Source organism: Acrocarpospora sp. B8E8 (assembly GCF_039871605.1).
GTDB classification, from domain to species: domain Bacteria; phylum Actinomycetota; class Actinomycetes; order Streptosporangiales; family Streptosporangiaceae; genus Acrocarpospora; species Acrocarpospora macrocephala.
The window spans coordinates 1-12,593 of sequence record NZ_JBDPLV010000085.1; the positions used below are offsets into that span (position 1 = coordinate 1).

The window sequence follows — 12,593 nt, forward strand, 5'->3', positions numbered from 1 at the left end:
TCGAGCCAGCGGCGGGTCAGCCCGCTCTCCAAGCGTTCACGCTCATCGGCGGCCATCGTACGGAGCTTCACCACACGATTAGATCACCGATCACGAGACAACGGATTTATTTCCGCATGCTCCCTAAGCTCGGCTGGGCCTACGCCATCATCCATCGGGGCACCTACTCGGTTCCTCCCCACCTGTGGCCGATCAAGAGCCTGTACAGCGTCTCACGTAAGCCACTCGTCCTCTACACGACGGCATGGAGGAGCTCGAAGTACTCCTTGCCGCCCACCTGGGCTTTACCAGAGAACGCACCAGATAAGAAGTGCGGTGCTCGGAAGCGCCGCGACCCAAGGTGGCGTGCGCAGCGGTGATCGCGACGTCGCCTCGATGAAGGGCGGCGCTCGGAGCGCCGCGACAGGTGGGGCAAATCGTAGTCCTCCAGCTGCGGGATTGTGGCGCGTCGCGAAGGGCCGTTGCTGGAGGGGGTTCGTCGGCGTGTTGTGGGTGGGCTGTCAGGGCGTTTAGAGCGTCTGAGCTGGAGTGATGTGACGCGAAGGGTCATGGCGTGTCGCCGTCGGACCGCAGGGGTCGCGGAGGGATACACAGTCAACCTTGGGTCTAGCGGGCCAGTAGCCAGCCAGGTCAATGCCTTTGTGGTGTGACGACCTGGTGGACTCGCCGGCCATGGGTGTAGAACAGCAGCCGTGATCATGCCGATGGGTGACGATCTCGATACTCGCATCCGCGCCGCCGCCATGACCTGGCTTCGACAGCGGTGTACGCCGGAGGACCCAGTGGTCCACCGGGATGAGCTGCTGGGCTTCCACTTCGAGGGCCGCCAGTTCTCCCTGATCGACAACCAGCTGGGCATCCGTAAACCGCGGGGCATGACGGCGGCGCTGTCGATCCTGACCACCTACACCTCAGACGGTGCCCGCGCGCCGTACGAAGACGAGGTCGGTGTGGACGGGCTGCTGCGTTACAAGTTCCAGGGCAATCCATCGCACTACACCAACGTCGGTCTGCTCCGCGCCCACGAGCTGGGTGTGCCGCTGATCTGGTTCTTCGGTGTACGGCAGAGCCTGTACCTGCCGTCGTTCCCCGTTTGGATCGTCGGCATCGAGGAGAGCAGTTCCCAGGTGGTCGTGGCGCTCGACGAGGCTCAGCGGCACCTGCCGTTGGACGGCCCAGTGAGCTTGATCGAGCGCCGCTACTCCGAGACGATCTCGCGAGTCCGGCTCCACCAGCCGGTCTTCCGGCAGCGGGTGATCCAGGCGTACGACACCAGTTGCGCGATGTGCCGCCTGCGCCACCGCTCGTTGCTGGACGCCGCGCACATCATTCCGGATCGGGAGTTCCGTGGTGTTCCGGCCGTCTCCAACGGCATGGCCCTGTGCAAGATCCACCATACTGCCTTCGATCAGAACATCCTGGGCATCCGGCCGGACTTCACGATCGAGGTCCGCGCGGACATCTTGCAGGAGATCGACGGTCCCATGCTCAAGCACGGGCTGCAGGAAATGAACAACCTCCCGCTTGTGCTTCCGCGCCGACGTGCGGACAAACCAGACCGGGATCTGGTCGAAGAGCGCTACGAGCGCTTCCGCGCTGCGGGCTGAGCAGTCTCGGTGACGTGTGGAGGCGGCCCTGCGGCTATCTCGACGGGCAGGCAGGCGGTGACCCGGCGACAGGAAAGCCGCCGCCTTCACCCGAACTGACGGTTGAGGGCGGAAGAGCGGGATTCGTTGAGCATTCCGTTCATATCCCAGGACTGGACCATCTGCGCGTCTCATCTCCCAGGGGTTGGACCCCTGTCAGCGGCCAAATGAGTGTCGTCTCCCTGGGCTGGATCATCTTCGGGTCATGAACGTGATCTTCTGATGTGGGCAAGGGGCTTGGGAAGGGGTGCCACCTGGGGGCCGTTGACGGAGGCTAAGTCGAGATATATCTTGAGTTCGCTTTGGTTGGTGCGGTGGAGGAGAGGGGTTAGGGGCAGGGTCTGGTGGGGCTTTGTTCCGAGGGTTATGGGTGCTTCTTCTGGGGCGCGGGGGTTGGGGCGGCGGGTTCGGGATCTGATTCTGGTCACGGGGGTGGTGACCGAGGTTCGGATGGTGGCGGGGAGGATGCGGGCCATTCGGGTTGAGGGTGAGGGGGTTGGGGGGCTGGCTTGGGTGGCGGGGCAGCAGGTGCGGGTGCTGGTGACGGATCCGTTGGAGATTCGGAACTGGCGGCGGCCTCGGGATTTCTTGCGGACCTATTCGGTTTGGGATCTTGATGGCGGGTTGGAGCTGCGGGTTCTCGATCACGGGGATGGGCCGGGGGCTCGGTGGGCTCGGGGGCTGGCGGTGGGGGATGAGGTGACGTTCAACAAGCCGGAGGGGCAGTTCGTCGCCCAGGAGGGGGCGTATCACCTGTTCGTGGGTGAGGAGACGGCGGCGGTCGCGTTCGGGCCGATGATTCGAGGACTGGGGGAAGCCTCGGTGCATGGGGTTGTCGAGGTCGCGGGGGCGGAAGATCGGCTCGAAATCGGGGGTGAGGTTCGGTGGGTCTTTCGGGGGGAGCGGAGCGCGGCGGAGTCCGGCGGACTCGTTGAGGCGGTTCGAGAGTTGCAGCTTCCAGCGGAGGCCGGGGTCGCCTATGTGGCGGGCGAGGCCAAGACCATTCAGATGGTCCGTGATCACTTGGTGCGGGAGCGCGGGTGGCCGCGGCGTGCTGTGCTCACCAAGCCGTTCTGGACGCCGGGAAAAGTGGGCCTGGAGTGACCGCCGGCCTCGCAGGCTGGAGTCCTCGTGTGGTCAGCGTCCACCTGGTGTTGAAGTGACCGCCATGTTGGGGCCGGATGTGAGTGGTGGGATTGGTGCCGAAAACGTGGCCGATGGGGTGGGTGGCCTGGGGGTTGTCGGTGGGGTCGATTAAAGTTGGGGGACGATGACACACATTGTTTGGGACTGGAATGGGACGCTCTTCCACGACACGGACGCGGTCGTGGGGGCTACGAACGAGATCTTCCGGCCGTATGGGGTGGGGCCGTTTGATCTTGAGGGGTTTCGGGAGGTTTATACGCGGCCGATCTGGGTTGCGTATGAGCGCATCATCGGGCGACCGCTGGCCGAAGGCGAGTGGGAGAAGCTGGATCATGGGTTTCATGAGCACTATCACCGGCTGATGCTGGCGTGCCGGCTGGCCGAGGGCGCGACGGCGAGCCTGCGGGCCTGGGGGGACTCGGGGCGGACGCAGTCGCTGTTGTCGATGTGGGGGCACGATCGTCTGGTGCCGAAAGTGGGGGAGTTCGGGATCGATCACCACTTCACCCGCGTCGACGGGCTCCGGGCGGCTTCCGGTGGGCCGAAGGCGGAGCACATGGTGCTGCATCTCAAGGCGCTCGATCTCGATCCCAGCAAGGTCGTGGTGATCGGCGACAGCGTCGATGACGCACATGCGGCTGAGCATGTGGGGGCACGGGCAATCCTCTACACCGGCGGCATGACCCGCCGCTCGGAACTGCGGCGAGTAGGCGTGCCCGTGGTGGACTCCCTGTCGCAAGCACTCGACCTCATCTGAAGATCTGGCACCTGAAGATCCGACGTGGTCACTGGTCGTCGCCAGGCGCCGACCAAGGCCGGTGGGCTGGCTAAGATGCTGGGCTGCGGGTGCCAGCCGTTTGCCCGCGGTCTCCCGGCGCACGTCATGGCGGGCACGACCGCCAGGCCGTCCTCGTAGCCGAGGACGGCGGCCACGCGCAGCACATCGGGACGGCGTGTCCGCCGGAATCATGTTGCCGCTCTGGCCGTTGGGTTGCACGGCCATTACTCTGTGCGGTGATGAGTGTTGATGGGCTGCTTCCAGGCGACCCGAGGCACGTCGGGCGTTATGCGTTGACGGGGCGGCTGGGGGTCGGCGGCCAAGGCATCGTCTACCTGGCCAACGCGCCAGACGGCGCCCAGGTAGCGTTGAAGGTCATCAACGCTGAGGTCGGTTCCGATGCCCGCCGCCTGTTCGAGCGTGAGTTCGCCATTCTCCGGCGCGTCTCCAGCTTTTGCACCGCGCAGGTCCTCGATGCCGATGTGACGGCCGACCCGCCTTACATCGTCAGCGAGTACGTTGCCGGTCAATCTCTTCATGCCTTCATCGCCGAACGCGGGCCGCTCGCGGGAGCCGAGCTCGACCGGCTCGCGGTGGCGACGGCTACGGCTCTTATCGCGATCCACCGGGCGGGTATTGTCCATCGCGATTTCAAACCGCAGAACGTCCTCTTGGGGCACGACGGTCCACGCGTCATCGACTTCGGCATTGCCCGCGTTCTTCAAGACGGCGCCGCCGTCGCCAGCGCCCGCGTGGGCACTCCCCGATACATGGCTCCCGAGCAGATCCAGGGCGAGGAGTTCGGCCCCGCCGCCGACATCTTCGCCTGGGGTGCCACTATCGTCTACGCCGCCACCGGCCGCTCCCCGTTCGAGGCCAACACGCTTCCGGCTGTCCTGTTCCGCGTGCTCCACGAGCCGCCTGACCTAGGCTCCCTTCCGGGGCATCTCCGCTCCCTGGTAGGACGCTGCCTTTCCAAGGAGCCCGCCGACCGTCCCACAGCATCCGAGCTCCCGTTGTCCATCATGGATCTCGGCGCCGGCCCCCAAGCCGAGCCACGGGGTGCCGGACGAACAGCGACGAGAGCGCGAATGAAGTCGCCAAGGGTGTGGCGCCGGACGATGTTAGCGTCGGGCGCGATCGCCACGGCGATCACCCTGGCAGCAGGTGCGGTCTGGTTGGCGAGAGGAAGGGAGACAACGACGGTCACGGAGTCCGCGACGGCTAACGAGCCTCCGGGGTATTCCCTGGCGGCAGCAGGGGCCGCACGGACGGCCTTTGAGGCGTGGTACAGCCTCGACTACACGGACTACGACGGTGGAGCGCGGCGTACGCTGGCATTGCTCTCCGGGGTAGCGGCGCAGGACTATCAGCATCTGGTCGCCAATTCCAAGAACGCGGTGGTAGGCGCGAAGGCGAAGCAGACGGCACGGGCGACCGCTGCGGGAATCGTCTGGGCGTCGCCGGAGCGGGTGTCGGTCATCGTCACCGGACTCAGCGCCATCACCCGGAACGGAACTTCGGTGAAGTCGGACGATCCCCTGCTGTTCGCCGAGATGGTTCCCTCCGACGGGGGCTGGAAGATGGATTACGCGCGGACCGCACCGTCCGGCTCTGCGGCTCCGGCCAGCGCCACTTGGCCGTCCACGGAGATTCGGGGCATGGTCGCCGATGCCGGCCGCTGCCAGACCGAAGCCTTCATCAACGGGCCCCGCCTGGAAGAGCGTCCGGACTTCTTCGGCCGTTGCACTACGGGACGGGCCGAGCAGTGGTGGCGAGAGTTGGCCGCAGTCCCCGATGCTCAGGTTCCTGACTGGTGGACCTGGCAATACCGGGAGATTGGTACGGCCTTCGAACGGTTCGACGGGCCCGATGCCGCGACCTTGATCCACCTCGGAGATTCGGCCAAAGCCCCCGACCACAAGGTCGTGGCTTATCGGCTGCACCTGCGCCGCGTCGACGGACGATGGAAGCTGGAGGACGTCACTTCGCCGAAGGACAATCGATCCATGTTCGAGCGGCGCACAAAATGAGCCTGTTCGCCCCGCTCCGTCCGGCCGATCCGGAAAGGATCGGACGATACCGGGTGCTCGGACGGCTCGGCGCGGGCGGCCAGGGCGTCGTCTTTCTCGCCATGGGCGACGACGGACGGCAGGTCGCCGTGAAAGCGCTCCCCCGGATCTCCGACGAGGCTGCGCGGCACCGGATGGCGGCTGAGCTCGACCTGCTGCGCAGGGTCTCCGGGTTCTGCACGGTCCAGGTGCTCGACGCCGATCTGACAGCTGACCCGCCACACATCGTCACCGAGTATGTGCCCGGTCCGTCCCTGGCCGAGCTTGTCCAACGTGAGGGTGCCCGTCGCGGCGGGGCGCTGGAACGGCTGGCCGTCGCCACCGCCACCGCGTTGACGGCGATCCATCGCGCGGGCGTCGCCCACCTCGACTTGACCCCCCGCAACGTGATCATCGGCCCGGACGGCCCCCGCGTCGTCGACTTCGGACTTGCTCGCGCCGTCAGCGGCCCCACCACGAGCTCCCTCATTGCCGGCACTCCCGCGTTCATCGCGCCCGAGCAGTTGGCCGGACACCCGCCGCGTACCGCCGCTGACGTCTTCTCTTGGGCCGCGACGATCGCCTACGCCGCGACAGGCCGTCATCCTTTCGGTAACGACACAGTGCAAGCCGTCGTCTACCGCGTTCTCCATCAGGAACCCGACCTGGGCACGGACATCGAGCTGGGCGGCTTCCTGCGCGTAATCCTCCAGGCCTGCCTGGCCAAGGACCCCGCACGCCGCCCGTCCGCCCAGGACCTGCTTTACCACCTAGTCGACCGCACCCCGCTGGAATCCGCCGAGGTGTCGGTGCGGGCGCGGGGCTGGAAGAGGGGATGGATCGTTGCGGTGGTAGCGGTCGTTGTGATCGCCGGTGGAGGTGGTGCGGCGATGTGGAGAGGCTCGGCCAGCGACGGAGGCGGGCAGGTGAGCGTGGAGACGGGGGGTGTGCTTCCGCCGCCGCTGTACGTCCAGGAGGCCAGTCAAGCGGCGCGGAGCGCCTACGGCATCGTCAACAGCTTCGGCTACAAGACGCTGGACAAGGATCTTCGGGCAGTGGACGGCGCGACCACAGGACGTGCGAACGTGGAGTACACCGGTCGGCTCCAGGAGCAGGCGCAGCGGATCCGCGACGAGAAGATGGTGCAGCAGGCGGTGGCGGCTGAGAGCGGAATCGTCGCCGCCCGGACCGATCGGGTCGTCGTGCTGGTCTGGGGCCAGACGGACACGACCAGTGATTCCACCCACGACTACCGTCGCAGCGGTGTGGTCATGGAGATGCGCAGGGTCGGAACCGTGTGGAAGCTGGATCACGTCTGGCCGGCGAATCCGCAGCCGAATTCGGCCGAGATGACCACGGGGGAGTGGCCGTCCGGTCGGGCGACGACGCTGCTGTCGGCCGCGTCGGGCAATGGTGCGCGCGCCATCGCCCTTGAAGCGGTCACCTCGCCGGGCGCACGGGTGTTCCGCCTCGGCGCGGACGGGACCGTGAGCAGGCTCGACATGGTCCCCGACGGCAGTTCCTTCCGGGTCGAGAGCAGCCGGGAGCTTGGAGTGTCCTGAGTCGGGACGCTACGACATCAACCACGTGGTGAGGGCGACGGCGGCCTCGCGCAGATCGTCGTCGCGGCGCTCCTCGCTCATCTGGTCGACCGTGAGCCGGAACTGCGGAGCGATGACCACGAACGCCTGGTTGTACAGGGACCGATCGCCGACGGCGATCTCGGTGCCGCCGGACTGTGCTTCGACGCCGAGAGCGGTCAGTTCGGGGACCTCGACCTCAGGGAAGTCCTCGTACGTGGGCGGCGCCGACGGAAGGGCGATCGTCACCGCGGCGGTGGGCACCTTCTTCCCCCACGAGCAGGTCACTTTGCCGGCGGAGTCATACCGGTCGTTGAACTTCTTGCCCTTGATCAACGCGCCCATGGCCGCGACCAATCGGGGATCGTCACAGTCCGTCGGCAGAGCGAAGGGCCGTGTCGGTGTGGTCGGTGTGGTCGGTGTGGTCGGTGTGGTCGGTGTGGTCGGTGTGGAAGACCCCGCAGGTGAGGCGGTCGCGGCGGGGCTGCCGTCACCGCACCCTGCGAGCAGGCCACCGAGGAGCGTCACCCCTAACGAGACCCTGGCAATCATAGACATGGCCCAAAGTATCCAAGATCGCCGGGTGTCCTGCCAGAAGGCGTCCACACGGGGCGGGGTCGGCGACGAGGCCGCGCAACTGCGGTGCCCAGGGCAGACTTGGGCGAGTGCCCTCTGATACCAGCCGGCGGACATGCTCGTCCGGGCCGTGGGCTCAGCGATGGGGTAGGTGAAGGTGAGCTGCGGGTGACGTTCGATACACGCGCGGATCGAGGTTCGCCGCATCAGTGCCACCTGATCCAGGCCGGTGGTGGCCTGGCCGACGAAGCGCCGGCCGGGAAAGCACTCCTGGTCGAGCGGATCTACATCCTGCTCGACCACGTCGCCACTCTGGTGGCACACGAGCCCGGTCGCGGCTGTGCGGGGGTGGTCTGCGGCGGATGGGTGGGGACGATCTGCCCGGAAGAGGGCAATCCATCTGGCATCGGATGGGGTAAGCGGGGGGCGTTGGCCGTACGCTGGGCGGAGTTGAGTTCGTCCCCTCGGAGGTCGCCATTAACCGGCTCGTGCTCTGGAACGTCGATCTGACGCTGGTGGACGTCACGATCGTTGCTCGGGACGCGTACGCCGACGCGTTCCGGATGGTCACCGGGCGGCCGCTGGTGAAGCTGGCGGTGGCCATGGGGCGGCCCGACTCGGAGATCATCTTTGAGACGTTGGCGATCAACGGGATCCAGGTGGAGGACTACCACCTGCCCCGGTTCATCGACGCGCTGGCCGTGGCGTTCACGGACAAGCGGCGGCGGCTGGACAAGGAGGGCCGGGTGATGCCGGGGGCCAAGGACGCGCTGAAGGCGATCTCCCGGCTGGACGGGGTCGTGCAGTCGGTGCTGACCGGGACGATCAAGACCAATGCCGTGCACAAGCTGGCCGCCTTCGGGCTGAACAAGTGGGTGGACTTCGAGGTCGGGGGGTACGGCGAGGAGGTCTACCCCAAAGCCACCCTGCTCCAGGTCGCGCAGGGCCGGGCCAAGGACAAGTACGGCTTCCGCTTCGACGCCGGGAACACCGTGCTGATCGGGGATTCCACCCGTGATGTGCAGGCCGCCCAGATCGGCGGCGCCGCGATGATCGCCGTCGCCTCAGGCCGCTCCACCGAGGCCGAACTGGCCGAAGCCGGAGCCGACATCGTCCTCCCCGACCTCTCCAACGCCTCCGAAGTGGTCGCCGCCATCGCCCGCCTCACCAGCCCGGTCAACCGCAAAGCCAGCTGATCAAGGCTCGGCTGACCGCAAGGCCGGCTGACTCACGCCCGGCCGACCGCAGGGCCAACCGACCCGAGGCCCAGTCGGCCGCGAGGTCCGATCAAGGCTTGAGACACCATCCCGTTTGCCTCGTTCCAACCTGTCGCCTCACTATTAGGGCGATATATCGCTACAAAGCCCGGTTGCGTGGAGGTACGGATGCGTTTCCAGGTGCTCGGGCCGCTTGAGGCGTTCACCGCGGACGGCCACCCGATCGCGCTCGGACCCCGGCGGCAGCGGGCGGTGGTGGCCCGCCTGCTCCTCGCCGGCGGACGTGTGGTCCCGGCCGATCGCCTGGTCGAGGACCTCTGGAGCGACTCGATCTCCTCGGGCGCCTCCGGCCTGCTCCAGTCCAACATCTCGCTCCTGCGCCGGGTCCTCGAACCCGATCGCCCGCCGCGCGCCCCCGCGAAGGTCCTTGTCAGTGCCGCCCCGGGCTACGCCCTGCGCATCCAGCCCGGTGACCTCGACTCTTGGCTCTTCGAGCAGGAAGTACGCCAGGCCGAGGAGTCTGGCCTGGCCCGTGCCCCCGGCCAGGCCGTCACCCTGCTGGATCGCGCGCTCGCCCGCTGGCAGGGCCCCGCGTACTCGGAGGTGGCGGCCGAGGAGTGGGCGGGGCCGGAGGTCGTACGCCTGGATGAGTTGCGGGCGCATGCCCGGCAGTTGCGCGCGATGGGTCTGCTGGCGTCGGGCCGGGCGGCCGCGGCCGCCGCCGAGCTGGAGGTGCTGGTCGCCGAGTCGCCGCTGCGGGAGGAGTCGTGGCGGCTGCTGGCGCTGGCGCTCTACCAGTCCGGCCGCCAGGGCGACGCGTTGTCGGTGCTGCGCCGGGCCAGGGACGTCCTGGTCGCGGAGCTCGGGGTGGATCCAGGCCCGCGCCTGCGTGAGATCGAGGTCGCCGTCCTGGCGCAGGATCCCGCCCTCGACCACGCGGCGATGTTGTTCGGTCAGGCGGAGAGTCGCGGGTTGGCGAATCTCGCCGACAGCGACATAGGCGGCATCGCGCGAGTGACTGAACCGAGCGAGCACGTCGGACAGCCTCAGCGCAGGCCGGATATTTCACGTTCCCGGATGAAAAATCCCGGCATAGATGATCCAAGATCTGCCCCCCGGTTGATCGGCCGAGACGGTGAGCTCGGCACGCTCCTCGACGCCGCCCAGATGATCGCCTCAACCGGTAGCCGTGGCACCGCTCTGATCTCCGGAGAGCCGGGGATCGGAAAGAGCGCCCTGGTCAGCGCGCTCGCGGCGGAGCTGGAAGCCCGCGGCTGGCTGGTCTCCTGGGGCCGCTGCCCCGAGGCGGAGGGTTCGCCGGCGCTCTGGCCGTGGGCCCAGGTCATGACCACCCTCGACCCCCTCGTGCCGCGCACCCGCGAGGAGTGGGAGGTGCTCCGGCTGGGCGCGTCCACCACCCAGTTCCACGTGCACCGGGCCCTGTCCGGATATCTGGCCCGGGTGGCGGAGACCCGCCCGCTGCTGGTGGTGCTGGAGGACCTGAACCGCGCGGACGAGGCCACGCTCGCCGCGCTGCGGGATCTCGCCGCCGATCGCCAACCGGCCGCGGTCTTCGTGGCCGGCACCTACCGGCCCGCCGAGATGAGCGAGGAGCTGGCCGAGACGTGTTCCACCCTGGCCAGGCAGGAGGCGACGCGCATCGACCTGGCGGGCCTGGCCGCCGCCGACGTGGCCGCCCTGGTGCGGCTGACCTGCGCCGAGGTCGACGCCGAGGACCGCGCCGACGACCGTTCTGTGGCCGCCATCGCGGCGCGCGCCGACGGGAACCCGTTCTACGCCAGGGAGACCGCCCGGCTGCTGGCCAGCGAGGGCGTGCTGGTCGCCACCAGCGAGGTTCCGGCCGGTGCCGCCGACGTGATCAGGCGCCGGGTGGCCCGGCTGCCCGCCGTCGCCAGGAACGTGCTGCGCACGTTCGCCGCGCTCGGCCGCGAGGGCGAGGTCTCCGTGCTGGTACGGGCTGAGCAACACCATGCCGACGAGGTCTACGACGCCCTGGAGATCGCCGTCGTCACCGGCCTGCTGGAGGAACCCGCCCCGGGCCGGGTGCGTTTCGCGCACGCTCTGGTCATGGACACCATCTACGGTGACCTGCCGAAACTCCGGCGGGCCCGGCTGCACTTCAGGATCGCCGAGGCGATGGAGGAGCTGCGCCCGGCCGATGTCGGTGCGCTGGCCCACCATTTCGCGGAGGCCGCCACGCTGGGTTGCGCGGACCAGGCGGTGCGGTATTGCCGGGCGGCAGCCGTACAGGCGGAGCAGCGGTTCGCGTTCCGGTCGGCGGTGGCGCTGTGGGCGCGGGCGCTGGCCGTACACCTGCTGGATCCGCGCGGGGATCGGCGGGTACGGGCCGAGTTGCTGCGCGAGCGGGCCAGGGCTGAGCAGCTGGCCGGGTTGTCGCAGTCGGCGCGGGAGTCGCGGGCGGAGGCGATCCGGGCTGCGGAGGTGACGGGGGACCGGGCGCTCACGGCGGCGGCGATCACCGCCATCGACACTCCGATGATGTGGAACAACCGCACCCACGGGCAGACGGACGTGGCCCACGTGGAGCTGATCCGCCGCACTCTGGCCGGGCTGCCGGACGGGGAGAACGAGTTGCGCGCCCGGCTGCTGGCGACGCTGGCGCTGGAGGCGGCGATCTGGCACGACCCGGTGGGCGCGTCCGCCGCGGCCGAGGAGGCGGTCGCGCTGGCCAGGGGCCTTGGCGACGCCTCGGTGCTGGCGGTCGCGCTCAACGCCCGGTACTACGTCAACCGGGTCCCCGGGCAGTACGACCTGGTGCTGGAGATCGGCGCCGAGCTCATGGAGTTGGGTCGCCGGGAGCGACTGCCCGGCGTGGAGGCGCTTGGCCTGCTGTCCAGCAGTTCCGCGCTGCTGGCGCGGGCGGACGTCGACGGGGCGTCGGCGATGGTCGAGGCGGCCTGGGAGCTCGCGGGCCGGTACGACCTACGTGAGGCCGCCGCCCTCGCCGGCTTGGCCACCGCCGCCATCCAGCGGATGCAGGGGGACGAGGCCGAAGCGGTCCGCGGCTTCGCGAAGGTCGCGGCGGACGCCACCGAAGCGGAAATGTGGGACATATACGGCACGATGACTGTCGTCCGTGTCATCCATCTGTATCAGCAGGGGCGACTGGTCGAGGGCGATCCGGAGATCCAGCAGCTGGCCGACGGCTATCCCGATGCCGCGCGGCCACTCCTCGCGCTCCGCGCGGCGATGGACGGTCGCCCGGAGGCCGCGGAACTGCTGCGCGAGGAACCCGCCTTCGACTACCTCTGGCTGCTCATGCAGGCGTTCCGAGCCGACGCCGCCGTCATCCTGGGGGTTCGGGACGTCGCCGAACAGATCTACGCACAGCTGTCGCCCTACCGGGACTGCATCTGCGGCGGCGAGACCATATCCATGATCCTCGGGCCCGTCGCCGAATGTATGGCCCGGCTCGCCGTGCTGCTCGGCAAGGATCCGGCCGACGACTGGCGACAGGCCCTCAAGGTCGCACAACGCGCGCGAGCCCCTCGTTGGGAGGCCCGCGCCCGTGCCGCTCTGCAGGAGAATTAACCGGCGGCCATGACACAGTGGTTCTC

Annotated in this window: 8 protein-coding genes; 7 read left to right on the forward strand and 1 reads right to left on the reverse strand. The window is 68.4% G+C overall.

Annotated elements, in window-relative coordinates:
- Positions 1-704: 704 nt before the first annotated feature.
- From ABGB08_RS46710 to ABGB08_RS46730, 5 genes are all read left to right on the forward strand, one after another.
- Entirely contained in the window at positions 705-1,607 is a 903-nt protein-coding gene (locus tag ABGB08_RS46710) for an HNH endonuclease (protein WP_347604403.1), read from the forward strand.
- Between the two features lie 471 nt (positions 1,608-2,078).
- Positions 2,079-2,750, forward strand: a complete 672-nt coding sequence (locus tag ABGB08_RS46715) for a siderophore-interacting protein (protein ID WP_347604406.1) — start codon at positions 2,079-2,081, stop codon at positions 2,748-2,750.
- Between the two features lie 166 nt (positions 2,751-2,916).
- On the forward strand, positions 2,917-3,549 hold the full coding sequence (locus tag ABGB08_RS46720) for an HAD family hydrolase (protein ID WP_347604409.1): 633 nt from the start codon (positions 2,917-2,919) through the stop codon (positions 3,547-3,549).
- Positions 3,550-3,809: 260 nt separating this feature from the next.
- Complete coding sequence (locus ABGB08_RS46725; protein WP_347604412.1) at positions 3,810-5,603, forward strand: serine/threonine-protein kinase; 1,794 nt, start codon at positions 3,810-3,812, stop codon at positions 5,601-5,603.
- On the forward strand, positions 5,600-7,183 hold the full coding sequence (locus ABGB08_RS46730) for a serine/threonine-protein kinase (RefSeq protein ID WP_347604415.1): 1,584 nt from the start codon (positions 5,600-5,602) through the stop codon (positions 7,181-7,183). The genes ABGB08_RS46725 and ABGB08_RS46730 overlap by 4 nt, the downstream gene beginning before the upstream one ends.
- A gap of 9 nt (positions 7,184-7,192) precedes the next feature.
- On the opposite strand, the gene ABGB08_RS46735 is transcribed toward ABGB08_RS46730, so the two are convergent.
- Positions 7,193-7,558 (reverse strand): hypothetical protein, encoded by a 366-nt coding sequence (locus ABGB08_RS46735; protein ID WP_347604418.1) that lies wholly within the window; start codon positions 7,556-7,558, stop codon positions 7,193-7,195.
- 707 nt (positions 7,559-8,265) lie between these two features.
- On the opposite strand from ABGB08_RS46735, the gene ABGB08_RS46740 reads away from it, so the two are divergent.
- Both ABGB08_RS46740 and ABGB08_RS46745 read left to right on the forward strand, forming a co-directional pair.
- Positions 8,266-8,973, forward strand: coding sequence for an HAD hydrolase-like protein (locus tag ABGB08_RS46740; protein WP_246269258.1), 708 nt, complete (start codon positions 8,266-8,268; stop codon positions 8,971-8,973).
- Between the two features lie 189 nt (positions 8,974-9,162).
- Entirely contained in the window at positions 9,163-12,567 is a 3,405-nt protein-coding gene (locus ABGB08_RS46745) for a BTAD domain-containing putative transcriptional regulator (protein WP_347604421.1), read from the forward strand.
- Positions 12,568-12,593: the final 26 nt, after the last annotated feature.

Excerpts from the sequence above, each read along its gene's own strand:
- ABGB08_RS46710 (WP_347604403.1), top strand. The coding sequence starts at position 705 with ATGGGTGACGATCTCGATACTCGCATCCGCGCCGCCGCCATGACCTGG.
- ABGB08_RS46720 (WP_347604409.1), top strand. The coding sequence starts at position 2,917 with ATGACACACATTGTTTGGGACTGGAATGGGACGCTCTTCCACGACACG.
- ABGB08_RS46725 (WP_347604412.1), top strand. The coding sequence starts at position 3,810 with ATGAGTGTTGATGGGCTGCTTCCAGGCGACCCGAGGCACGTCGGGCGT.
- ABGB08_RS46730 (WP_347604415.1), top strand. The coding sequence starts at position 5,600 with ATGAGCCTGTTCGCCCCGCTCCGTCCGGCCGATCCGGAAAGGATCGGA.
- ABGB08_RS46745 (WP_347604421.1), top strand. The coding sequence starts at position 9,163 with ATGCGTTTCCAGGTGCTCGGGCCGCTTGAGGCGTTCACCGCGGACGGC.